Below are 23,517 nucleotides of genomic sequence, written 5' to 3' on the forward strand. Positions count from 1 at the left end.
TGTAGGCGACGATCGACGGCGTGGTCCGCGCGCCTTCCGAGTTTTCGATGACTTTCGGCTTGCCGCCTTCCATGACGGCGACGCAGGAGTTGGTCGTGCCGAGGTCGATACCGATGATTTTGCCCATTTCAGTGTCCTTTTTGAATTTCGTGAATACCGTGAATCTGCCGGATGGCCCCTAGATGGGGCGGGTCATTTCGATTTCAAGCCCGGCTCAGGATTTGGCCTTGGCAACGATGACCAGCGCCGGGCGCAGGACGCGGTCGGCGAGCAGGTAGCCCTTTTGCAGCACCGTGACCACGGTGTTCGGCTCCTGGTCGGACTCGAGCATGCTGATCGCCTGGTGGACATTGGGGTCGAACTTCTCGCCCAGGGGATTGATCTCGCGCAGGTTGGACTTCTCAAAGGCGGCGACCAGTTGCTTGAGGGTCAACTCGCTGCCCGATTTGAGGCTCTCGACGCTGGGCGTCTCGGTGGCGAGGGCGGCTTCGAGGCTGTCCTTGACCGCGAGCAGTTCGCCGGCGAACTTCTCGACGGCGAATTTGGCGGCCTTGGCGATGTCCTCCTGGGCGCGGCGGCGGACGTTCTCGGTCTCGGCCTTGGCGCGCAGCCAGGCGTCGTGATGCTCTTCGGCCTTGAGTTCGGCCTGGCGGATCATCTCTTCGAGGCTGGGCGTGCTTTCCGTCCCGGCGTTGGCGGCGGTCGCCGCGTCTTCGGCGCCCTGAGGCGCGTTCTTGTTGGGGTCTTGGCTCAGTTCCATGGTGTGGTCTCCCGGATAACCCCATTCATCTGGGGGTGGTTTTCCGGGTTTCAAGAGGAAAAAATCAAAAACCGGGAACGTCGGCGTTCCCGGGGCGATGCAGGGGGGCGCTCAGACCTTGAAGCGGACGATGGCTTCACGCACCGCGCTCGCCTGCCGGTCGAGCAATTGCGCCGATTCGGCGCTGTCGCGTGCGGCGGCGCTGCTTTCCTCGGCCATTTCGGCGATGCGTTCGATGTGGCGGGCGATGTCGTTGCTGGCCGAACTCTGCTCGCGGATCGAGGTGGCGATTTCTTCGACCATGCGGACCCCGGCCTGGCTTTGTTCGCCGATCTGAACGATCGTGCGGCTGGCATCGTCGGCGCGGCCGACCCCGGTCTGCACCAAGTCAACGGCGTGGCGCACGCTCAGGCTGGCGGCGCCCGAGACGCTGCGGATGGCTTCGATCATGCCGCCGATCTCCTTGGTTGAGCTGGCCGTGCGTTCGGCGAGCTTGCGCACTTCGTCGGCGACGACGGCGAAGCCGCGTCCATGCTCGCCCGCGCGTGCCGCTTCAATGGCGGCGTTGAGGGCCAGCAGGTTGGTTTGCTCGGCCAACTCGGAGATGACCGAGACGATGCTCGAGATGCCGTTGCTGTGGCCTTCCAGTTCGCGCAGGCGTTCCGAGACCTGTTGCACCGCAGCGGCGATGGCCTTGATGTCGTTCACCGTCTGGCTGATGACTGCATTGCCGGAAAGCGCCATTTCGCCTGAGGTGCGCGAGAGCTGGTGCGCTTCGCCGGTACGCTCGCTGACCAGGCTGATGCTGACCGTCATCTGCTCGACGCTGGCGGCCATTGTCGATGCGGCCTCACTTTGTTGGGACGAGGCGGTGGCCGTCTGCGACGCGGCGCAGGCGAGTTGAGCCGAGGCGTCGGCGATGCCATGTACACTCTGCGCGATCGCGGCGAAGCTGCCGCGCAGGGTGGCGAGCAGGCGGTTGAGCGCCTGCGAGACTTCGGCGATCTCGTCCTTGCCGGTGACTTCGGCGCTGAGCGTCAGGTCGAGTTCCCGCTCGATGCGGGTGACGGCGCTCTGGATCGGCGCCAGCGCCCGGCGCACCGCGCGCGCGGTGGCGAAAGCCAGGCCGCCGACCACGAGCAGGACGAAACCGCCGATTGCCGCGAGAACGAGTGCGTCGTCGAGGTAGGTTTTTTCGATGTCGTCGGTGAATTGCCCGAAGCCCACGATCCAACCCCATTCGGGCAGTTTGCGCACGCCGTTGATCTTGCCGACGTAGGCCTTGCTCCCCGGTCGAGTCGTCTTGAGGTCGACAAAGGCGAAGTCCTGAGTGCTCAAGGCTTTCAGGTACCGCTGATGGACTGAGTTGCCGTCTTCGTCCTGCAGGCCGAGGTCGATTTTACCCAGGCGTTGGGCATCGGGGTGGACCAGCATGCGGCCATCGAAGTCCCGCACGAAAATGTAATCGTCGCCCTTGCGCAACTGCGCCAGCGTTTCCTTGGCGCGCTGTTGCGCCTCAGCGCGCGTCAGGACGCCGCTTTTTTCCTGGGCGATGAAGGTGTTGATCTGGTTGGTGGCGAGGGTGACGGTCAGTTCGATCTGGTTGCGCCGGTCTTCGAGCATCCCGACGTAGAGGATGCGCAAGGCGGAGGCGATCAGGATAAGCAGGCCGACGGCGGTGCAGACCGCGACCAGATTGAGTCGGGTGTTCAGCTTCATGGTGTGGTTCTGGGGGCGTTGCGCGCAAGTCGGCCCGGCACCGCAAAGGGAGCCAAGCCGATGATGCGAGGGATACAGGGATTAGGCGCCGGATACGCGCGGCGACGCGACGCTGCCTAAGGCGCGCGGACAAACGGTTGGTGCATGATCTCCCCTGTTTATTTCTGGTCTCTGCTCGTTGCGAGCCGGACGTGTCTGTGGTATTTGGTTAGCATGCTAAAGCCGGTTGGCCGGCATGCTTTGCATTTTTAGATTATCACGATTCCGCGGCAAGGCTTTGGGGCGAAGAACCTGGTATGGCAGAAAAAATCGGCAAATACGAAATCGTGCGCGAACTCGGCAAGGGCGCGACGGCCGTCGTCTATCTGGCGACCGATCCGGACACCGGGGAAGACGTGGCGATCAAGCTGATTCGCTTCAACGAGAACAACGCGGCGATGTCGCGCCGCCTGCGCAAGCTGTTCCAGACCGAGGACGCGATCGGCCGCCGGCTCGAGCATCCGAACATCGTGCGCGTACACGACGCGGTGATCGAAGAGAAACAGGCGTGGCTGGTGATGGATTACGTCCAGGGGCAGCCGCTCGACGCCTTTTGCGCGATCAACAAGCTGCTGCCGATGCATCGGGTGATCGGCATTGTCTTCAAGTGCTGCCTGGCGCTCGATCACGCTTTCCGGCAAGGGGTCGTGCACCGCGACATCAAGCCGGCAAACATCCTGATCACCGACGACGATGAGCCGAAGATCACCGACTTCGGTCTGGCGCTCAACCTGCACAAGGATCTCGACAAGGATTCGACCTTCGTCATGGGCGTCGGCTCGCCGGCCTACATGTCGCCGGAGCAGATCAAGAACTACCCGCTCAACCAGAAGACCGACCTCTATTCGCTCGGCGTCGTGCTCTACCAGTTGCTGACCGGTCGCCTGCCGTTCCGCGCCAGCAACCAAGGGGCGCTGGTCTATAAGATCGTGAATGCCGACATCCCTTCGGCCTGCGCGCTCAATCCCAACCTTCCGCCGGGGCTTGACCCCATCATTCGGAAGGCGCTGGAGAAAGACCTCTACAACCGCTACCGCAACGGCGCGGAGTTCGCCAAGGACCTGTCGGCGGTCCGCTACCAGATGCTCGAGGAAGACACGACGCAGCAGGACGCCGAGCATTTCGAGCGTTTGCGCCGGCTCGAGTTTTTTGCCGATTTCGAAGACGTCGAATTGTGGGAGGTGCTGCGTATCAGCGTCTGGCGCGAGGTGGCGACGAAGGTGACCTTGCTGCGCGAAGGTGAGAACAACCGGATGTTCGGCGTCGTGGTCGAGGGCTTCGTCGAAGTCTCGGTGGGTGGGCGCGTGCTTTGCCGGCTCGGCTCCGGAGAAGTGATCGGCGAGATGGCCTACCTGCATCCTGCCGACAGCACGCGCTCGGCGACCGTGGTGACGCTCGAGCCGACCTTGTTCCTCGAAATCAACAGCGCGGCGCTGGACCTCTCTTCGGATGAACTCGTCGAACGCTTCCGCCGTACGCTGGTGGCCAAGGTGCTGGCCCGTCTGCGCGAGGCTAATCAGGCCTTGGCCAAATTAGGCCAATCCGCGGTGGTGGGCAGCAGCGGGCTCGGCGCTGGCGAACTGGCACTGGCGCCGCCCTGAGCCTTAAGACTAAGCCTTGAAACGACTGACCGAGTCGCGCAGCGATTCGGCCAGGGCGTCGAGCGTCTGCGCGGCTTGCGAGGTCTGCTTGAGGGCGGCGTGGTTGGCTTCGGTGGCCGCGGCGATGGCGGTGATGCTGGCGCGCATCTCTTCGCTCGAGCGCTCTTGATCGGCCGCAGCGGCGGCGATGGCGTTCAGCCCCTCTCCAACCTGGTGCACCGAACCGTGTTCCGATGCCAGTATGTCGGAGACGTTGTCCACCGTGCGATGGCTGGTGACGATGTGCGCCAAGCCCTCGTCGATGCTCTGGCGGACGAGGACCGACTGGGCATTGAGCGTTGTCGTGATGTCGTCGATGTCGCGCGCCGCGCGGCCGGACTGCTCGGCCAGCTTGCGCACTTCGTCGGCGACGACGGCAAAACCGCGTCCGGCTTCGCCAGCGCGCGCAGCCTCGATGGCGGCGTTGAGGGCCAGGAGATTGGTCTGTTCGGCAATGTCCTGCACGCCGCGCGTGATGCGGTGAATGGCTTCGGTGTGGCGCACGAATTCGTCGATGGTGGTCGACATCCGTTGCACGGCCGCTTCGGTGTCGTTCATGGCTTGAGTCAGGCCGAGCAGGCTGGCTTGCCCGGCATCGGCCCGACGCAGGCTTTCCTGCGATTGCGCATGCACGCCTTCGGTGCTTTCGGAAATGGCGTGGATGCTGTCGTCGAGGGCGCCGATCGAGAGCGAGGCCTGGGCGGTCTGTTGCGTCTGCTGCTGGATACCTGCAGCAACTCGGCGGGCGGCGGCCGAGACTTCGTGCGATTGGGCGGAGACACGCAGGGCCGCCTCACGGATTTGGCGAATGAGTTGGGCGACGTTATCCATCATGGCGTTGAAACTGCCGGCGGTTTGCCCGATTTCGTCCTGACTGCGAACGGGCAGGCGACGCGTCAGGTCGCCTTCGCCGTGTGCGATTTCGCGTAACCCCTGTTCGAGTTGCTCGATCGGTCGGGTCACGAAATGCCGGGTAAAGTAGAAGATCAGCGCGAGCAGGACGAGGCTGGCGGTGGCCGCAGCCAGGGCAATCTGAAGGCGGAAGCGCGATGCGTCCGCTTCGACCGTGGCGAGGGATACTTTCATGCTCACGACGCCCAGGACCGTGCCTTCCGGTACCTGATGGCAGGCGATGCAATCCTTGCCCAGGTAATTGCTGGACGCGAGGGTTGGGGTGATGACCCGAAGCACCGGGATGCCCTGGTCGCTGTCGATCCGTGTGAGCCCTTTGCCTTCGTTCAAAACCTGTTGTTCCAGCGGGTCCAAGGGACGTCGATCCACGCTGTCGGCCCCGAACAGGCGGCTGACGGCCGGGGCACGAGCCACGTGCAGATCGCGGATCAGACTCAACTGGCGGATCTGATCGAGGAAGACGGCGCGCTCGGCGATGGTGCCCGTGATCATCATCCCGGTCAGGCCGGCCATCGTCATCTCATGGACGCTCTGGGCGAAGTCGCCGGCCTGGCGGATCGAGGTTTCGCGGCTGACGTTGCTCTGCCAGTGGATCATGCCGGCCCAGACCAGAACCAGCATGCCCCAGATGGCGGCCGTTAGACGAATCCAGATCTTTGGCGTTTTCATCCCGCAGTTCTCCACGAAAACCGGACCTGCACTGGCGCGAGGGGAACGGCCTCCAGTCTCTCTCCAGTATGGGAGGCGCTGCGTTTCGCTTCAAGACGGGACGAGGGGCCACGCGGCGGTCTGTGCCATCGACACGCCGCCGGGCAAGAGGTTCGCGCTCGGGCGAGGCGCGCTTAGACGCTCAGGTCGATCTGCTGGACGACGCCCGGTGTGCCGTTTTCGCCGAGGAAGAGGCCGCTGCTGCGGATTTCTCCTGGCGATGCCTGGTTCGCCGTCTTAAGTTCAAATGGTGAACTGACGCGACTGAGCGCGATGGCGCCGACCTGGGCTTCGTGCAGCGTGCTCAGTCGCTCCTGGCCGTCTGCGTCTTTGCGCAACAGGCGCAGCTGGGCGTAGGCCGGGTCATTCTCGTCGATCCAGCCGTTGGCATCGCTGTCCAGGCTGACCAGTTCGGCGAAACCGTCACCGCTCTGTGCGCCGAACAGCTCCTTGCCGTTGTCGATGCGCCCGTTGCCGTTGCGGTCGAGGGCCAGGAAACCGCTGCCGCCGGTGGCGAAGTGAATCTGGTCGGCCTTGCCGTCGCTGTCGAGGTCGAAGGCGAAGCGTTGGCTGGTCAGTTGCGCTGCCGGGCCGGCGAAATTGAGGATCAGCGGGTCTTTCTTGGGGCGCGCGGCGTCGCCGAGTTTCAGGCTTGTCTCACTGCTGAAGGAAAAGCTCCGGTTGAGCGTGAGCGAGAGGTCGAAACGAATGTCCTGCCCGTCGGCGGTGCGGATCATCCCTGAGGCGGAAAAGCTCATCGATTCGCTTTCGCTGTACTGCACGGATTGTGAAAACTCAACGCCCCAGCCGACCGCAGGCGCACCGGCGTTGGCTTGTGAGGGGGCGGCAGTGGGCGTCTCGGAGGCCGGCGCGTCCGCGGAGGTCTCGGTGGCGGAGGCGAAATCGCTGAGGCTCAGCGAAAGCGGGTCCTTCCCGGTCAGCAGGGCGATCAGGGCGCGGAGGAGGCTCAGCCGTGGGTCGTTTTCAGCGGCCTGGGCCGCATCCTCGATGGCGCTGGTTGCATTGCTTTCGTCGGCTTGAGCCTTACGCCCAGCTTCGGAGAGGCTGACCCGGGCGGGGCTGGTGGCCGGCGGAGTGGAGGGCGAGGGGGCGGCGCGGTCGGTGGGCGCGTCGCGCCAAGCGCGCAGGGATGTGCTTTGACTGTAGCTTTCCTGGCGTTGATGCAGGGCGTCGAGGTGGAGGGCGGAAGCGGCGATCTTCATGGCGGTCTCCTTCTGAGCAGAAGAAGCCTTGTGCCCGTCCCGCAGGCGGCGGGGCGTGCAAGGGCGGCAAGGGGGAGCGGGGGCAGTCGGTGCAGGCCGGTTGTTGGGTCCCGATATCCGGTTAACGGTGTTACGGGGGAGGACTTGAGCGCCGGTTGCAGGCGGAGGCGTTGAAGAGGGGCGGCCGCAGCAACTGGCCTGGGTGAGATTGGCCGAGATGGGCCTCAGTCGGGCCTGCGCGTCGGCCAGCCCTGCAAATGGCGTTCGGCGAGGTCGGCGAGCGCGGCGATCCACTCCGGCCGGTCGTTGAGTGCCGGAATGTAGTGGTATTCGCCACCCCCTGCGGCGAGGAATTCTGCCTTGCCTTCAAGGGCGATTTCTTCGAGCGTTTCGAGGCAATCGGCCGTGAATCCGGGGCACAGGACGTCGATGCGGGCGAGTTTCTGTTTTCCGAGTTCAACCAGGGTGGGCGCGGTGTAGGGTTGTAGCCACTCGGCGCGCCCAAAGCGCGACTGAAACGTGACGACCAGTGTTTCGTCCGAGAGGCCGAGGGCCTTGGCGAGCAGGCGCGCGGTCTGGAGGCATTCTCCGTAATACGGGTCGCCGAGGTCGCGCGTGCGGCGCGGGACGCCGTGGAAGCTGGTCAGCAGGCGATAACCCGTGGCGGGGCGCGGGTGGGCCTGCCAGTGTTGGCGGACGCTGGCGGCGAGCGCCTCGATGTAGCCGGGATCGTCGGCGTAGGCGCGCAGGCTGCGCCATTCGGGTTGCCGACGTTGTCGCGTCAGCCAACCGGCGGCGGCGTCGACGGCGGTGGCCGTGGTGCTGGCGGCGTACTGAGGATAGAGCGGCAGGAGCAGGATTCGGCTGCAGCCTTCGGCCTTGAGTCGGTCGAGGACGGCGGGGATGGACGGGGTGCCGTAGCGCATCGCGTAGTCGACGACGACCCGGTGGCCGCGCGCGGCCAGGGTGTCGCGCAACAGCGCGGTCTGGCGTTCGGTGAACACCTTGAGCGGCGAGCCTTCGGGCGACCAGATCGCGGCGTATTTGGCGGCTGATTTGGCCGGGCGAGTGTTGAGGATGATGCCGTTGAGGATGGGCCACCAGATGAGGTGCGGAATCTCGACGACGCGGGGGTCGGAAAGGAACTCCTTGAGGTAGCGCCGGACGGCCTCTGCGGTCGGCGCCTCGGGGGTGCCGAGGTTGATCAACACGATCCCCGTTTTTTGCGGGGCGTCGCTCGGGTCGGCGGGTGCGGCGGCGTAACGTGGCATGGATTGTCCGTTGGCGCTCAGGTGCCGCGCTGGGTGAGCGCCGAGGACAGCAGCCTGGCGGTGATGTCGATGATCGGGATGACCCGTTCGTAGGCCATGCGCGTCGGGCCGATGACGCCGACCGAACCCACCACTTGACCGTCGACCTCGTACGGCGCGGCGACAACGCTGCATTCGTCGAGTGGGGCAAGGCCCGATTCGCCGCCAATGAAAATCTGGATGCCGTCGGCGCGCTGCGAAATGTCGAGCAATTGCATCAGGGCGGTGCGCTGTTCGAAGAGGTCGAACAGTTCGCGCAGGCGCTTCATGTTCGACGACAGTTCCTCGACTTCGAGCAGGTTGCGTTCGCCCGAGATGACGTAATCGTCGCCGGCGTCGCGCAATGCCTCGTCGCCAGCGACGAGCGCCGCGGCCATCAGGTCGTGCAGGTCGGTGCGCAGGCGGAGCAGTTCGTCCTTGACGCGGGTGCGGATGTGTTCGAAATCGTGGCCGGCGAAATACTGGTTGAGGTAGTTGGTGGCGACGACGAGTTCGGAGGCCGAATAGGCGCGCTCGGTGAACAGAATGCGGTTCTGCACGTCACCGTCGGCGGTGACGAGGATCAGCAGGATGCGCTTCTCGGCCAGGCTGACGAACTCCATGTGCCGGATTTTCGGCGTTGCCCGGCGCGGGGTGAGGACGATGCCGGCAAAGTGGGTGAGTTCGGAGACGAGGTGCGAGGCGTTACTGATCAATTGCTGCGGTTGGCGCGGGTGAAGTTGCCCGGCCATGGCGCTGATGCGCTCGTTTTCGAGCGGCTGCACGGTGAGCAGTGAGTCGACGAAGAGACGGTAGCCGCGCGGGGTCGGGATGCGCCCGGCCGAGGTGTGCGGGCTGGCGATCAGACCGAGGTCTTCGAGGTCGGCCATGACGTTGCGCACCGTTGCCGCCGAGAGGTCGAGGCCGGAATATTTGGAGAGCGCCCGCGAACCGACCGGCTGACCGTCGGCGATGTAGCGTTCGATCAGGGTCTTGAGCAGGGTTTTGGCGCGTTCGTCGAGCATGGGTTCGATTTTACAAAGCCCGGGCGAGGGCGGCAAATCGGCGCGAGAATGCGCTGTGACGGCCGCGACGCGGCGGCGCGCCGACAATGAAATGTGGTTTAATTTCAGGATGACTAAAAATGACCCGAAAGCCCAGCGCCGCCCCACCGGAGACGCCGGCTCAACGCGTACCGTGGCGCTGATCGGCAAATACCACAGCCCGGAAATCGCCGAATCGTTGGTGGCGATGGCGCATGCCTTGAGCGTGCGCGGTGTGCGGGTGGTCATCGAGACGGTGACGGCCAAGAATTCGATCTCGCCCGACGAACTGCGTCCCTGGGAATTCATGGATTTCCAGGCGATCGGCGAATGCGCCGAGATGGCCGTCGTGATCGGCGGCGACGGAACGCTGCTCAATGCGGCTCGCCAGTTGGCGAGCTACGGCGTGCCCTTGGTCGGGATCAACCAGGGACGGCTCGGGTTCATGACCGACATCGCCCGGCAGGACATGCTGACCTGCATTGACGATCTTCTCGACGGCCGTTTCGCACCGGAAACGCGCATGCTGCTCGACGCCGACGTGTTACGCGGCGGGGTGCGCATCGCCGCCAACCTGGCGCTCAACGACGTGGTGGTCGACAAAGGGGCGATCGGTCGGTTGATCGAATTTGAACTCTTCATCGACGGCGAATTCATCTACAGCCTGCGTTCGGACGGTTTGATCGCGGCCACGCCAACCGGCTCGACCGCTTATTCGCTCTCGGCCAACGGGCCGATCCTGCATCCCGCTGTGTCCGGCATTGCGCTGGTGCCGCTCTGTCCGCATTCGCTCACCAATCGGCCGATCCTCGTCGGCGACCGCAACGAAATCGGCGTGCGCATCGTGCGCGCGACCGACTCGCGCGTGCACTTCGACGGCCAGGTCACCTTTGACCTCAAGCAAGGCGACCTCGTGCGCATCCGCCGTTCGGCGCATTCGATCTGCCTGCTGCACCCTCCGGGCTACAGTTACTTCGCCATGCTGCGCAAGAAGCTGCATTGGAGCGAGCAGCCCATCCCCCACTGACCGACTCTCCTGATCCGAACGGACCCGCTTGCCATGCTGCGCCGCCTGAACATCCGCGATTTCGTCCTCGTCGATCGTCTCGAACTTGAGTTCGATGCGGGCTTCGGTGTGCTGACCGGGGAAACCGGGGCTGGCAAGTCCATCCTCGTCGATGCCTTGGCCTTCGTGCTCGGCGAGCGCGCCGATGCCGGCCTCGTGCGCAACGGCTGCGAACGTGCCGAAGTGGGGGTGAGTTTCGATCTCGACGATGCGCCTGCCGCAGCCGCTTGGCTCAAGGCGCTCGACCTCGATCAGGACGGCGAACTGGTGCTGCGGCGCGTGCTCGATGCAGGCGGGCGTTCGCGCGCCTACATCAATGGCGCGCCGGCGACGGTGCAGCAATTGCGCGAAGTGGCCGAAACCTTGGTCGACATCCACGGCCAGCACGCGCACCAATCGCTGCTGCGGGCCGATGCGCAACGCCTCTTGCTCGACGGCCACGCCGGGCTGCTGCCACAGGCCGCCGCGGTGGGCGAGGCCTGGCGAGTCTGGAAGGCCGCGCTGACGCGCCTCGCCGAAGCCGAGGGCGGCGCCGAAGCCTTGGCCGAAGAACGCGAACGTCTTGAATGGCAGGTGGGCGAGGTCGATGCGCTGGCCTTTACCACCGACGAATGGGAGTCGCTCAACCTCGAGCACAAACGGCTCGGGCACGCGGCCGGGTTGGCTGAGGGCGCGCGTTTTGCGTTGGCCGCTTTGTCCGAGGACGAGACCGCCTGCGCCAGCTTGCTCGACGGCGTGGTCAAGCGCCTCGCCGATCTGGCCGAATACGATCCGGCGCTTGCCGAAATCGGCGGCGTGCTGCGTTCGGCGCAAGCCGAGCTTGCCGACGCCGTCTCCGACCTGCGTCGCTATGCTGACCGCGTTGAGCTTGATCCGCAGCGGCTGGGCGAAGTCGAACGACGCATCGATGCGGTGCTCGGGTGCGCCCGCAAGCACCGTGCCACGCCCGAGGAACTGCCTGGGCTGCTGGCCGGCTGGAAGGCGCGTCTGGCGGCGCTTGGCGAGCAGGCCGATCTGGAGGCGCTGCGCGCCCGTTGCGCGGCCGCGCAGCAGGCGTACCAGCGCAGTGCCGAAGCGCTGGGCAAACAGCGGGCACGGGCGGCACAGCAACTGAGCAAGGACGTCAGCCGCGTGATGCAGCAGCTGGCGCTGGCGGGCGGGCGTTTCGAAGTCGCGCTGCTGCCGCTCGAAGGCGGGTCGGCGCAGGGGCTCGAAAGCGTGGATTTCCGCATTGCCGGCGCCGGCAACGGGCCAGCGCGACCGCTGGCCAAAGTCGCCTCGGGCGGCGAGCTGTCGCGCATCAGCCTGGCCATTCAGGTGGTCACCAGCCAGGCGGCGAGCGTGCCGACGCTGATTTTCGACGAGGTCGATGTCGGCATCGGCGGTGGCGTTGCCGAGGTCGTCGGCCGCCTGTTGCATGAGTTGGGGCGCGAGCGGCAGGTGCTCTGCGTGACGCATCTGCCCCAGGTGGCGGCGCGCGCCGATTGGCAGTGGCAAGTCAGTAAGGGCATCGAAAGGGGCGTGCTCAAGAGCCGAGTTACGGCGCTCGACGCCGATGCCCGCGTCGAGGAGTTGGCGCGCATGCTGGGGGGCGTGGAAATCACCGCCATTACCCGCCAGCACGCCCGCGAGATGCTGACCCCGGGGGCGTCGGCGCAAGCGTGATTCGGGCCGCGATCCTGGTCGGGGTGGTGCGGGGTGCGGGTCGAGGGGGCGGCGCAGGGCGTTCTGGATTTACGCGGCCAGCTCGACTACCTTGAGTGAAGGGTGTTTCGAGGCGTTTGCCAATGATGAATGCGCAAGCGGCCGGATCGTCGTCCGATCTCGGTTTTTCCACCCTCTCCCGGTTCCTGGCCGGCTCGGATACAAGTGCCGCGAAGGTTCAGGCTCGGCAGAGCAGTCGCGCTACAGCGCAGGCGGGAGTAGCGCTTTCTCCTGCCGAACTGCAGGACGTTGCCCGTTTGCGCGCCACTGATCGCGCGGTCCGGGCTCACGAGCAGGCGCATCTGGCGGTTGGCGGCGACTTGGTGCGCGGCGGTGCCAACTTTTCCTACACCACGGGGCCGGACAGCAAGCGCTATGCCGTGGCCGGGGAGGTTTCGATCGACGTCTCGCCGGGGCGTACCCCACAGGAAACCCTGCCCAAGGCGGCACATATCCGGGCGACGGCCTTGGCGCCGGCCGATCCTTCTCCGCAGGACCATTCTGTGGCCGCGCACGCGACGCAGATGGAGCAGCAAGCACGGATCGACCTGGTGGCGGAGCGGCAGGCCGAGGCAGCGCATGTGCTTTATGCGCCCGATGGGCGCGCAGAAAGCAACCTCGCCGGGCTTGGCGCTCGATTGGATCAGTACGCTTGATTTGCACGCCCCGTGCCATTACGGCAGCAGGGCTCAGGTAGGGGAGGGGTTCAGGCGCCGCCGTGCTGTGGCTCGTGGTTCGCGCTTTCGCCTTCCGCACGATGCGGGCAATCCGGCTTGTTGCATTCGGCGTAGAGGTAGAGCGCGTGTTCCTGGATCACGAAGCCGCGTTCGCGCGCAATGCGCTTCTGGCGGCGCTCAATCTCTTCGTCGACGAACTCTTCGACCCGGCCGCAATTGATGCAGACAAGGTGGTCGTGGTGCTGCCCGGCCTTCATCTCGAACACGGCTTTCCCGGATTCGAAATGATGCCGTTCGAGCAGGCCGGCCTGTTCGAATTGGGTGAGGACGCGGTAGACGGTGGCCAGTCCGATGTCCATGTGCGCACCGAGCAATTGCCGATAGACGTCGTCGGCGCTCAGGTGCCTTTGTTCGGCCTTTTCGAACAGTTCAAGAATTTTCAGGCGCGGCAGGGTCGCTTTGAGACCCATGCTCTTCAGTTCGTTCGATCGGCTCATGGCTGCTTTGCGAGAAGGTGTCTGCTTTTCGGTTATGATATACCGCCGATACGACATGCGTTATGCGGATCGGTTCATGTGGCCGGCTCCACGGCTTCGGGCCGGTCTTGATTCAACTATCCCAGACCACAGGCATGACTTTCTACCGCCTCTTTCGTTCAGTCTTCCTGCTGACCCTGCTTGCCGGTTGCTCGTCAGTACCGCGCATCGTAAACGAGTACAAGATCGACGTACAGCAGGGCAACGTCCTGTCCCAGGAAATGGTATCGCAACTGCGACCGGGGCTGAGCAAGGACCAGGTCCGTTTCATCCTCGGCACGCCGATGCTGCAGGACATGTTCCATGCCAGTCGCTGGGATTACGTCTATTCCCTGAAGAAGGGCAGTACCGGCGAAGTCGAGTTGCGCAAGTTCTCGACCTTTTTCGACGCCAACAACCGCTTGGTGCGGGTGGCCGGCGACGTGACGGCGGCGACTGCCGAAGATACGTCCAAGGCGGGCGAGAGCCGGATGCGCGAGATCGACCTGGGCTCGATCAGTGCCGACGCTGTCGCGCCGCCGCCCGAGGAGCAGGGGTTCTTCTCCAGAATGTTGGAAAAAGTAGGGTTCTGATATGAGTGCAGCGATCAAGATTGCAGTGGTGGGCGCCAGCGGGCGCATGGGACGGATGATCATCGAGTCGGCGCTGAAAGACGCCGGCGTTCGCCTCGTGGCAGCGATCGATCAGCCGGGAACGTCGGCGATCGGCAAGGACGCGGGCGAACTCGTCGGCCAGCCGTGCGGGGTCATGGTGACGTCCGACGTCGAGGCTGGCATCGCGCTGGCCGATTGTCTGATCGATTTCACCCGCCCTGAAGGAACGCTGCATCACCTCTCGATCTGCCGTCGACATCATGTCGGCATGGTGATTGGGACGACCGGCTTCGATGCCGCCGGAAAGGCGGCTATCGCCGAAGCCGGGAAGGAAATTCCGGTCGTCTTTGCGCCGAACATGAGCGTCGGCGTGAACGTGGTTTTCAAGCTGCTCGACATGGCTTCGCGGATCATGAACGAGGGGTACGACATCGAGATCGTCGAGGCCCATCACCGGCACAAGATCGACGCGCCGTCAGGCACTGCGCTGCGCATGGGCGAAGTGGTGGCTCAAGCGCTCGGGCGCGACCTCAAGGAATGCGCGATCTACGGGCGTGAAGGCGTGACCGGTGAACGCGATCCGTCGACCATCGGTTTTGCCACCGTGCGCGGCGGTGACATCGTCGGCGATCACACGGTGATGTATTGCGGTACCGGTGAGCGTGTCGAGATCAACCACAAGGCCGGCAGCCGCATGCCGTATGCGCTTGGCAGTCTGCGCGCGGCACGTTTCCTGGCCGGGAAGCAGAACGGCCAGTTCGACATGCAGGACGTCCTCGGGCTGCGCTGAGTCCGGGCGAGGGCGCGATGAAATCGCCGCTGCTCGCGGCCCGGGTCCATGCGATCTTCGGCGCCGAGGGCGAAGCGGCCCTGCGGCGGTTGCTGAACACTGCGGCGCCGCAGCATCCTGCGCTCACCGATGGTGTCTCTCGGCTGGTCGCCATGGCCGACGCCTTGGTTGCGCAGCTTGCCGCAGTCCAGCGGGTCCAGGCCGAGCTTTCCGGGGATGCGCTCGCCGACTGGAATCTCCGGAGCGGGCGCATTGATTCCGGGCGTCATTGGAAGCAACTGCTCGGTTTTTCCGACGGCGACCTCGAGGACACCCTTGCCGCATGGCGTTCGCTCGTCCATGTTGACGATCTTGAGCGCCTCGATGCGGCCATCGCTGCGCATGTCGGGGGCGAGGCCCCGTTTTTTCAATGCGAATGCCGTCTCCGTACCCGTTCCGGGGCGTGGGCCTGGTTGCTCGTCAAAGGCAAGGCCATGGCCCGCGACGAGCGTGGCGGCGTGCAACGCATCATTGTCTTGCAGCGCGACGTGTCGTCCTTCCGCCAGTCGGAAGCTGATGCGCTGGCCGCAAAATCGGCTGCCGAAGCCGTCAGCCAGGCGCGTAGCGCCTTTCTGGCCAACATGAGCCACGAAATTCGGACGCCGATGAACGGCATCATCGGGATGACCGAACTGGCCCTCGATACGCCGCTCGACGCCGAACAGCGGCATTACCTTCGCACCGTCAAATCTTCCGCCGAGGCGTTGCTGGCGATCGTCAACGACATCCTCGATTTTTCCAAGGTCGAAGCCGGCAAGCTCAGCCTCGAGACGATCTCTTTTGCACTGGCGCCAGTGGTCTTCGAAGCGGTACGGACGCAGGCCGTTGCGGCGCATCGCAAAGGGCTCGAGGTGGTCGTGGTTCTGGCCGACGATGTGCCGCTACGGGTGCTTGGCGACCCGACTCGTCTGCGCCAGGTCATCGTCAATCTGGTCGGGAATGCGGTCAAGTTCACCGAGCGGGGCGAGATCGAGGTTCGGGTTGCCGTTGACTCGCAGACAGCACGCGAAAGCGTGCTTTGTCTCTCTGTGCGCGACACCGGCGTCGGCATTCCGGAACACCGTCGCAGGGCAATCTTCGAGGCGTTTTCTCAGGCCGACGACTCGACCACCCGGAAATACGGTGGAACAGGGTTGGGCTTGGCCATCTGCAGTCATCTCGTAGAGCTGATGGGAGGACGGATCTGGGTCGAGAGTACGCTCGGGCACGGGGCCTGTTTCCGTTTTACCGCCCATTTCGGGCGTGATGCCGAGGCGGGTGAGTTACCGCAAGCGCCGGTGCTGGTCGGAAAGCGGGTATTGCTGCTGGCCGATCATCCGGGTTTGGTCGCCCAATTGCAGGCGGTGCTGGGTGCGACGGGCGGGGAGGTTTGCGTGGCCCACGATCCAGAGGTGGCGGTCCGGCTCCTGACGCCGGCGCCGGAGCTTGCGCCCACAGCCCCGTTCGATGTGGTGCTTGCCGATGCCCAGATGGGCGCGCCTTGCGGTCTGGCCTTGCCTGAATATTTGGCGGCGCGGGCCGCCGGGCGCGAAGTGCTCGGGCGGACGATCATGCTGATCAACAGCGAGCAGCAACGCGAGCATTTTTCCCGTTTGCGTGAGCTCGGGGTGGCGGCGCATCTCGTCAAGCCGGTGGCTGCGGAAGATTTGTACGCGGCTTTGCGCTTGGTGTTCGGCTGCGGCAGCGAGAGTGGCAGTCTGCTCGATCCCTTTGTTCTGCCAGACACGTTGGCCGCGTCGGATGCGCCGAAGCGGGAAGCGTTGGTGGTCGAGGATAATCCGGTCAATCAGGAGCTCGCCGAGCGTCTGCTGACGCGGTGCGGCTTTAAGGTCACCCTGGCCAACCACGGTGCGGATGCTGTGGAGTTTTTCGAAAAGCGTGCCTTCGACCTCGTCTTCATGGACATGCAGATGCCGGTCATGGACGGCCTGGAGGCGACCGAGGCGATCCGTTCGCGCGAAATGCGTCGCAGCTGGGTCGTTTCCCAGGAATTTCGTCCGGTCTACATTGTGGCGATGACGGCCAATGCAATGCCGGGCGATCGCGAGCGCTGTCTACAGGCCGGAATGAACGACTACGTGGCCAAGCCTCTGCGTCCGGTAGAGCTTGATGCCGCGTTGGCGCGCTACCGCGATTATCTCGGGGGTGATCTACCTGTGCCGCGGATGGCGGTGTCCTCCCCAGCGTTACCGAGCGGAGCCGAAGTCTCCCTGGACTTGCCCGCCGCGCTGGCCGATTTGGGCGACGTAGAGTTGTTGCTGACCATGGCGCGGATGCTGGTCGGCGAATGGGATCAGCACACCGAGCGCATTGCCCAGCGGCTCCGCGAGCGAAACGCAGCGGCCTTGTGCATCGATGCGCACACCCTGAAAAGCCTGCTCGCCATCTTTCATGCTCACAAGGCGCGACGACGTGCCTTGGAATTGGAGGAGGCTGCGAAGAAAGGTGGCGAGGCCGACTGGCCGGCGATCACGGCGCAGGCGGAAGTGCTGCTGGCCGAACTCAAGCGTCTCAAGCCTGAAATGCAAGGTTTCGTCGAACGTGGTACGGTCGTCTAAGCGGTGGTGGCGGCGCGGTGGCGCCGTGGTCGCGGCTTTTTTGTATTCATGGCTTGCGCTTGGTGTAAAAAATCCATATAATCAAAAGGTTTGACGTGCAAAGCGGAACTGGGTCAAACCGGTTCCGCTTTTGTGTATATAAGCTACGGATCAGGAGTTCTACGTGTCGTTGTTACCCTCTTTTCCGCCCGCGATTCTCGCGCTCGCCGATGGCACCCTCTTCAGAGGCTTCTCGATCGGCGCGCCTGGTGCCACCTGTGGCGAGGTGGTCTTTAATACGGCCATCACCGGTTATCAGGAGATCTTGACCGATCCCTCGTACAGCCGACAAATCGTTACCCTGACCTATCCGCACATCGGCAACGTCGGCTGCAATGTCGAGGACTTCGAGTCCGGCGCGAACTATGCCGCCGGTCTGGTGATCCGCGATCTGCCGTTGCGCGCTGAAAACTGGCGCATGCAGGACACCTTGCCCGACTATCTGCAAAAGCACGGTGTCGTGGCCATCGCCGGCATCGACACCCGTAAGCTGACGCGCATCCTGCGCGAAAAAGGGGCGCAGGCCGGTTGCATTATGGCCGGCAACGTCGATGAGGCAGCCGCCATCGCCGAAGCGCGCGCGTTCCCCGGGCTGGCCGGCATGGACCTGGCCAAGGTGGTGTCTTCCACCTCTGCCTACGTTTGGAACGAAGGCGAATGGACGCTCAAGGGCTACGTCGATGCGCCTGTCGGCGAGTTCAATGTCGTGGCCTATGACTTCGGCGTCAAACGTAACATCCTGCGCATGCTCGCCGCCCGTGGCTGCAAAGTTACCGTCGTGCCGGCGCAGACGCCCGCCGCCGAGGTGCTCAAGCTCAATCCCGACGGCGTCTTCCTCTCCAACGGGCCTGGCGACCCCGAGCCCTGCGATTACGCGATCACCGCCATTCGCGAAATTCTCGCTGCCGGCGTCCCGACGTACGGCATCTGCCTGGGCCACCAACTGCTCGCGCTCGCTTCGGGTGCCAAGACGGTGAAGATGAAATTCGGTCATCACGGCGCCAATCACCCGGTCAAGGACCTCGACACCGAGCAGGTGCTGATCACCAGTCAGAACCATGGCTTCGCGGTCGACGCAGAGACCTTGCCGGCCAATCTGCGCGCCACCCACGTTTCGCTCTTTGACGGTTCGTTGCAGGGCATTGCCCGCACCGACGTGCCGGCGTTCTCCTTCCAGGGGCACCCGGAAGCAAGCCCGGGCCCGCGCGACGTGGCCTACCTGTTCGACCGATTCATCCAGCTGATGCAAGCCAAGAAGGGCGGGAGTAAGTAATTCATGCCGAAGCGTACAGACATCCAGAGCATCCTCATCATCGGCGCAGGTCCGATCGTCATCGGTCAGGCCTGCGAGTTCGACTACTCCGGCGCCCAGGCCTGTAAGGCCCTGCGCGAGGAAGGATTTCGCGTCATCCTGGTGAACTCCAATCCGGCGACGATCATGACCGACCCGGAGATGGCCGATGTGACCTACATCGAGCCGATCAACTGGCAGGTCGTCGAGAAGATCATCGAGAAGGAAAAACCCGACGCACTGCTACCCACCATGGGCGGCCAGACGGCGCTCAACTGTGCGCTCGACCTCGCGCGCCACGGCGTGCTTGAGAAGCATGGCGTCGAGATGATCGGTGCCTCGCAAGAAGCGATCGACAAGGCCGAGGACCGCGAGAAGTTCAAGGCTGCGATGACCAAGATCGGCCTTGGCTCGGCGCGTTCGGCGGTCGCCCACTCGATGGAAGAAGCGCAGCAGGTGCAAGCGATGATCGGTTTCCCGGTCATCATCCGTCCGTCCTTCACCATGGGCGGTTCAGGCGGCGGCATCGCCTACAATCAGGAAGAATTCGTCGAGATCTGCAAGCGCGGCCTCGAGGCTTCGCCGACCAGCGAACTGCTGATCGAGGAGTCGCTGATCGGCTGGAAAGAATTCGAGATGGAGGTGGTGCGCGACCGTAAGGACAACTGCATCATCGTCTGCTCGATCGAAAACCTGGATCCGATGGGTGTGCACACCGGCGATTCGATCACTGTCGCTCCGGCACAGACGCTGACGGACAAGGAATACCAGATCATGCGCGATGCCTCGATCGCGGTGTTGCGCGAGATCGGGGTCGATACCGGCGGTTCGAACGTCCAGTTCTCGATCAATCCCGACGACGGTCGGATGATCGTCATCGAAATGAACCCACGTGTCTCGCGTTCGTCAGCGCTGGCCTCGAAGGCGACAGGCTTCCCGATCGCCAAGGTTGCGGCCAAGCTGGCGGTCGGCTACACACTCGACGAATTGGCCAACGAGATTACCGGCGGAAAAACACCGGCTTCCTTTGAGCCGTCGATCGACTACGTTGTCACCAAGGTGCCGCGTTTCGCCTTCGAGAAATTCCCGACCGCCGATTCGCGCCTGACCACGCAGATGAAGTCGGTCGGCGAGGTGATGGCCATCGGCCGAACTTTCCAAGAGTCTTTCCAGAAAGCGTTGCGCGGCCTGGAAGTCGGCGTCGATGGGATGAACCAGCGCACCACTGACCGCGAAGAGCTCGAACGCGAACTCGGCGAGCCGGGGCCGGAGCGCATCTGGTATGTCGGCGATGCCTTCGAGAACGGCTTTACGCTCAATGAAGTGCACCAGCTCACGCACATCGATCCGTGGTTCCTGGCGCAGATCGAAGACATCGTGCGCCTCGAAATGCTGCTCGACGACATGGCGCTGAATGACCTCAACGCGCCGACGCTGCGCGAATTGAAGCGCAAGGGCTTCTCCGACCGCCGCTTGGCCAAGCTGCTGCATACCACTGAGGCACAGGTGCGCGCCCGTCGTCACCTGCTCGGCATTCGTCCGGTCTATAAGCGCGTCGATACCTGTGCCGCCGAATTTGCGACGAGCACCGCCTACATGTACTCGACCTACGAGGAAGAGTGCGAGTCGCGGCCGAGCGACAAGAAGAAAATCATGGTCCTCGGCGGCGGCCCGAACCGCATCGGTCAGGGCATCGAGTTCGACTACTGCTGCGTGCATGCCGCGCTCGCCATGCGCGAGGACGGCTATGAAACGATCATGGTCAATTGCAACCCGGAGACCGTCTCGACCGACTACGACACCTCGGACCGCCTGTACTTCGAGCCGCTGACGCTCGAAGACGTGCTCGAGATTGTCGCCATCGAGAAGCCAGTCGGCGTCATCGTCCAGTTCGGCGGCCAGACGCCGCTCAAGCTGGCGCGCGACCTCGAAGCCAACGGTGTGCCGATCATCGGCACTTCGCCGGACATGATCGACGCGGCCGAAGACCGCGAGCGCTTCCAGAAGCTGCTCCACGACCTCGGCCTCAAGCAGCCGCCCAACCGCACCGCGCGCACCGAGGCCGACGCCCTGCGCATGGCCGAGGAAATCGGCTATCCGCTGGTCGTCCGTCCGTCTTACGTGCTCGGCGGCCGGGCGATGGAGATCGTGCATGAGCCGCGTGACCTCGAGCGCTACATGCGCGAAGCGGTCAAGGTCTCGAACGACTCACCGGTGCTGCTCGATCGCTTCCTTAACGACGCTTGCGAAGTCGACGTCGATGCGTTGTCCGACGGCGAAACGGTGATCATCGGCGGCGTGATGGAGCACATCGAACAGGCCGGCGTTCATTCGGGCGACTCGGCGTGTTCGCTACCGCCGTATTCGCTGTCGCAGGAACTTCAAGACGAGTTGCGGCGTCAGACCAAGCTGATGGCCAAGGGACTCAACGTCTGCGGCCTGATGAACGTACAGTTTGCGATCAAGGACGACGAAGTTTACGTCCTGGAAGTGAATCCGCGTGCCTCGCGCACCGTGCCCTTCGTTTCCAAGGCCACTGGCTTGCCGCTCGCCAAGATTGCCGCACGTTGCATGGCCGGGCGTACGCTGGAAAGCCAGGGGGTGACCAAGGAAGTGATCCCGCCGTATTTTTCGGTCAAGGAAGCTGTCTTCCCGTTCAACAAGTTCCCGGGCGTCGATACCATCCTCGGCCCGGAAATGAAGTCGACGGGCGAAGTCATGGGCGTCGGACGGAGCTTCGAGGAGGCCTTCGTCAAGAGTCAGATGGCGGCCAGCGTCAAGCTGCCCGAGTCGGGGCGCGTGTTCATCAGCGTCAAGGATTCGGACAAGAACAAGGTGGCCGCGATTGCGCGCGACCTGCACGACGCCGGGTTCACGATCCTCGCCACGCGTGGGACGGCGGCCGTGATTTCGGCCGCTGGACTGCCGGTAACGGTGGTGAACAAAGTCGTCGAAGGACGTCCGAACATCGTCGACATGATCAAGAACAAGGAAGTCGCCTTGATCATCAACACGGTGGACGAGCAGCGCAACGCGATCAACGATTCGCGTTGGATCCGTATCTCTGGACAGGCGGCTCGGGTTACCATATATACGACGGTGTGGGGCGCCGAAGCGGCCGCGGTCGGGATCAAGAACCGCGGCGAGTTGGTCGTCTATCCGATCCAGGAGTTGCACGCCCAACTCAGCTGATTTTTTTCTAACGAACAGACCGCCGGGAACCCGCGCGCTGCGGGCCGGCGGTTTTGCTTTTGGCAAGCGAAGAGATGAGTAAAGTACCTTTGACCCTGAAGGGCGCCGAACTGTTACGCGCCGAACTCCATCAACTGAAGACCGTTGGTCGTCCGAACGTGATTGCCGCGATCGCTGAGGCGCGCTCGTATGGCGACCTCTCGGAGAACGCCGAATACGATGCGGCCAAGGAGCGCCAGGCCTTCATCGAAGGTCGCATCCAAGAGCTTGAGGGCAAGCTCTCGAATGCGCAGATCATCGATCCAAAACTGCTCGACGCCGATGGGCGCTGCGTGTTTGCGGCGACGGTCGATCTTGAGGATCAGGAAAGCGGTGCGCAGATGACTTACCAGATCGTCGGTGAAGATGAAGCCGACATCAAGGAAGGCAAGATTTCGGTGAATTCGCCCTTTGCCCGTGCGCTGATCGGCAAGTTTGCCGGCGACGTGGCGCAGGTGCAGGCGCCGGGCGGCTTGCGCGAGTACGAAGTGCTCGAAGTGCGCTACGAATAGCGCGCGAGCAGCATAGGGCAGGTGCCCGGTTCATGCCATGAAAAAGCCCGGCTTGGCCGGGCTTGTCATTGGGGCGGGGTAGTGGGTGGCAGTGTTCAGGCGCCCTGAAAACTGCGCTTGGTGCGCCGGGCCTCCGGGCGGGCGCCGCGCGACTTCTTGGCGCCTTTATCTTCCGGCGCCGGGCGCCAGACGACCAGAAGCTTGCCGATGTGCTGGACCGGGGCGGCCCCGAGGGTGTCGCAGATGGTCTTCAGGTAGCCTTCGCGCAGTTCGCGTTCGTCGCCGAAGACCCGGATCTTGATCAGCTCATGGGCGTCGAGGCTGTGGCTGATTTCGCGCAGGACGGCGTCGGTGAGGCCGTTCTGGCTGATGGTGACGACGGGATTCAAGCCATGGGCTTGTGCGCGCAGGTCGCGACGTTGGGCAATGGAAATTTCGAGCATGTATTCTTCAACCTTTCAAAGCAGGCATTTTACCGGGTTTTAGCCGATGAAACGAACGCGTACAAGCAAGGCCTGGATGCACGAGCACGTGACTGACGTTTACGTGCAGCGCTCCAAGGCCGAGGGCTATCGCTCGAGGGCGGCCTACAAATTGATGGAGATCGACGATCGCGATCGATTGATTCGTCCGGGCGATACCGTCGTCGACCTCGGCGCGGCGCCGGGCGGGTGGTCGCAGGTGGTCGCCAAGCGCTTGTCCGGGCGCGGTCGCATTGTCGCGCTCGACCTTCTGGAAATGGCCCCGATTCACGGCGTGGACTTCATCCAGGGCGATTTCCGCGAGGATGACGTGTTGCAGCAACTGGAAAATCTGCTGGGCGGGGGGAAAGTGGGGCTTGTACTTTCCGACATGGCCCCCAATATGTCGGGTATCCCGCTCTCTGATCAGGCGCGGGTGATGCATCTTGCCGAACTCGGTCTCGAATTCGGCCGCAACTGGCTGAAACCGGACGGCGCCTTTTTGGTCAAAGTTTTCCAGGGCCATGGTTATGAGGAACTGGTGCGCAGCATGCGCGAAACGTTTCGCAGTGTGGTGACGCGCAAACCGGATGCGTCGCGTGATCGAAGCGCCGAGGTTTACCTGCTCGGAAAAGGGTTGCGCGAATGATTGCCGGACAAGCGGTTTGTCGTGCTGGCCGAAAGGCT

At 63.8% G+C, this 23,517-nt stretch carries 20 protein-coding genes; 11 read left to right on the forward strand and 9 right to left on the reverse strand.

What is annotated here, in order from left to right; genetic code table 11:
- The 3 genes from QMB55_RS13055 to QMB55_RS13065 all read right to left on the reverse strand — a co-directional run.
- A partial coding sequence (locus tag QMB55_RS13055) for an Hsp70 family protein (protein ID WP_497589197.1) occupies positions 1 to 127 on the reverse strand: 127 nt, incomplete at its 3' end.
- A gap of 87 nt (positions 128 to 214) precedes the next feature.
- On the reverse strand, positions 215 to 760 hold the full coding sequence (gene grpE, locus QMB55_RS13060; protein ID WP_497589156.1) for a nucleotide exchange factor GrpE: 546 nt from the start codon (positions 758 to 760) through the stop codon (positions 215 to 217).
- A 111-nt stretch (positions 761 to 871) separates the two neighbouring features.
- On the reverse strand, positions 872 to 2,479 hold the full coding sequence (locus tag QMB55_RS13065; RefSeq protein ID WP_497589157.1) for a methyl-accepting chemotaxis protein: 1,608 nt from the start codon (positions 2,477 to 2,479) through the stop codon (positions 872 to 874).
- 296 nt (positions 2,480 to 2,775) lie between these two features.
- Here QMB55_RS13065 and QMB55_RS13070 point away from each other — a divergent pair, with 296 nt between their 5' ends.
- Positions 2,776 to 4,119 (forward strand): protein kinase domain-containing protein, encoded by a 1,344-nt coding sequence (locus QMB55_RS13070; RefSeq protein ID WP_497589158.1) that lies wholly within the window; start codon positions 2,776 to 2,778, stop codon positions 4,117 to 4,119.
- Positions 4,120 to 4,128: 9 nt separating this feature from the next.
- On the opposite strand, the gene QMB55_RS13075 is transcribed toward QMB55_RS13070, so the two are convergent.
- The 4 genes from QMB55_RS13075 to hrcA form a co-directional block, all read right to left on the reverse strand.
- Complete coding sequence (locus QMB55_RS13075; RefSeq protein ID WP_497589159.1) at positions 4,129 to 5,739, reverse strand: methyl-accepting chemotaxis protein; 1,611 nt, start codon at positions 5,737 to 5,739, stop codon at positions 4,129 to 4,131.
- A gap of 173 nt (positions 5,740 to 5,912) precedes the next feature.
- Positions 5,913 to 7,001 (reverse strand): SPM autocatalytic domain-containing protein, encoded by a 1,089-nt coding sequence (locus QMB55_RS13080; RefSeq protein ID WP_497589160.1) that lies wholly within the window; start codon positions 6,999 to 7,001, stop codon positions 5,913 to 5,915.
- A gap of 224 nt (positions 7,002 to 7,225) precedes the next feature.
- Entirely contained in the window at positions 7,226 to 8,272 is a 1,047-nt protein-coding gene (gene hemH, locus QMB55_RS13085; RefSeq protein ID WP_497589161.1) for a ferrochelatase, read from the reverse strand.
- A gap of 17 nt (positions 8,273 to 8,289) precedes the next feature.
- On the reverse strand, positions 8,290 to 9,315 hold the full coding sequence (gene hrcA, locus QMB55_RS13090; protein ID WP_497589162.1) for a heat-inducible transcriptional repressor HrcA: 1,026 nt from the start codon (positions 9,313 to 9,315) through the stop codon (positions 8,290 to 8,292).
- A gap of 109 nt (positions 9,316 to 9,424) precedes the next feature.
- On the opposite strand from hrcA, the gene QMB55_RS13095 reads away from it, so the two are divergent.
- The 3 genes from QMB55_RS13095 to QMB55_RS13105 all read left to right on the forward strand — a co-directional run bounded on the left by QMB55_RS13095 (position 9,425) and on the right by QMB55_RS13105 (position 12,759).
- Positions 9,425 to 10,360: an NAD kinase gene (locus tag QMB55_RS13095; RefSeq protein ID WP_497589163.1), complete on the forward strand. Its 936-nt coding sequence runs from the start codon at positions 9,425 to 9,427 to the stop codon at positions 10,358 to 10,360.
- A gap of 33 nt (positions 10,361 to 10,393) precedes the next feature.
- Positions 10,394 to 12,064 carry a DNA repair protein RecN gene (gene recN, locus QMB55_RS13100; protein ID WP_497589164.1) on the forward strand — a complete coding sequence of 557 codons (1,671 nt, stop codon included), beginning with the start codon at positions 10,394 to 10,396 and terminating at the stop codon, positions 12,062 to 12,064.
- Between the two features lie 122 nt (positions 12,065 to 12,186).
- Positions 12,187 to 12,759 carry a putative metalloprotease CJM1_0395 family protein gene (locus tag QMB55_RS13105; protein WP_497589165.1) on the forward strand — a complete coding sequence of 191 codons (573 nt, stop codon included), beginning with the start codon at positions 12,187 to 12,189 and terminating at the stop codon, positions 12,757 to 12,759.
- Between the two features lie 50 nt (positions 12,760 to 12,809).
- Here the strand turns inward: QMB55_RS13105 and fur are convergent, their stop codons facing one another.
- A complete protein-coding gene (fur, locus tag QMB55_RS13110) occupies positions 12,810 to 13,277 on the reverse strand; it encodes a ferric iron uptake transcriptional regulator (protein WP_497589166.1) in 468 nt (155 codons plus the stop codon).
- 134 nt (positions 13,278 to 13,411) lie between these two features.
- Between fur and QMB55_RS13115 the strand changes: the two genes are divergently transcribed.
- The 6 genes from QMB55_RS13115 to greA all read left to right on the forward strand — a co-directional run bounded on the left by QMB55_RS13115 (position 13,412) and on the right by greA (position 22,369).
- Entirely contained in the window at positions 13,412 to 13,888 is a 477-nt protein-coding gene (locus QMB55_RS13115; RefSeq protein ID WP_497589167.1) for an outer membrane protein assembly factor BamE, read from the forward strand.
- A gap of 1 nt (position 13,889) precedes the next feature.
- Positions 13,890 to 14,699 (forward strand): 4-hydroxy-tetrahydrodipicolinate reductase, encoded by an 810-nt coding sequence (dapB, locus tag QMB55_RS13120; RefSeq protein ID WP_497589168.1) that lies wholly within the window; start codon positions 13,890 to 13,892, stop codon positions 14,697 to 14,699.
- A 17-nt stretch (positions 14,700 to 14,716) separates the two neighbouring features.
- Positions 14,717 to 17,296: a response regulator gene (locus tag QMB55_RS13125; protein ID WP_497589169.1), complete on the forward strand. Its 2,580-nt coding sequence runs from the start codon at positions 14,717 to 14,719 to the stop codon at positions 17,294 to 17,296.
- A 163-nt stretch (positions 17,297 to 17,459) separates the two neighbouring features.
- Positions 17,460 to 18,608, forward strand: a complete 1,149-nt coding sequence (gene carA / locus QMB55_RS13130) for a glutamine-hydrolyzing carbamoyl-phosphate synthase small subunit (RefSeq protein WP_497589170.1) — start codon at positions 17,460 to 17,462, stop codon at positions 18,606 to 18,608.
- A 3-nt stretch (positions 18,609 to 18,611) separates the two neighbouring features.
- Positions 18,612 to 21,818: a carbamoyl-phosphate synthase large subunit gene (carB, locus tag QMB55_RS13135; protein WP_497589171.1), complete on the forward strand. Its 3,207-nt coding sequence runs from the start codon at positions 18,612 to 18,614 to the stop codon at positions 21,816 to 21,818.
- A gap of 74 nt (positions 21,819 to 21,892) precedes the next feature.
- Positions 21,893 to 22,369 carry a transcription elongation factor GreA gene (gene greA / locus QMB55_RS13140; protein WP_497589172.1) on the forward strand — a complete coding sequence of 159 codons (477 nt, stop codon included), beginning with the start codon at positions 21,893 to 21,895 and terminating at the stop codon, positions 22,367 to 22,369.
- A gap of 95 nt (positions 22,370 to 22,464) precedes the next feature.
- On the opposite strand, the gene QMB55_RS13145 is transcribed toward greA, so the two are convergent.
- The gene (locus QMB55_RS13145) at positions 22,465 to 22,812 is read right to left on the reverse strand and encodes a YhbY family RNA-binding protein (protein WP_497589173.1); all 348 of its coding nucleotides are present in this window, start codon (positions 22,810 to 22,812) and stop codon (positions 22,465 to 22,467) included.
- A 46-nt stretch (positions 22,813 to 22,858) separates the two neighbouring features.
- On the opposite strand from QMB55_RS13145, the gene rlmE reads away from it, so the two are divergent.
- The gene (gene rlmE, locus QMB55_RS13150; RefSeq protein ID WP_497589174.1) at positions 22,859 to 23,479 is read left to right on the forward strand and encodes a 23S rRNA (uridine(2552)-2'-O)-methyltransferase RlmE; all 621 of its coding nucleotides are present in this window, start codon (positions 22,859 to 22,861) and stop codon (positions 23,477 to 23,479) included.
- Positions 23,480 to 23,517 lie beyond the last annotated feature (38 nt).

The organism is Propionivibrio sp. (genome assembly GCF_041441355.1).
Lineage (GTDB): Bacteria > Pseudomonadota > Gammaproteobacteria > Burkholderiales > Rhodocyclaceae > Propionivibrio.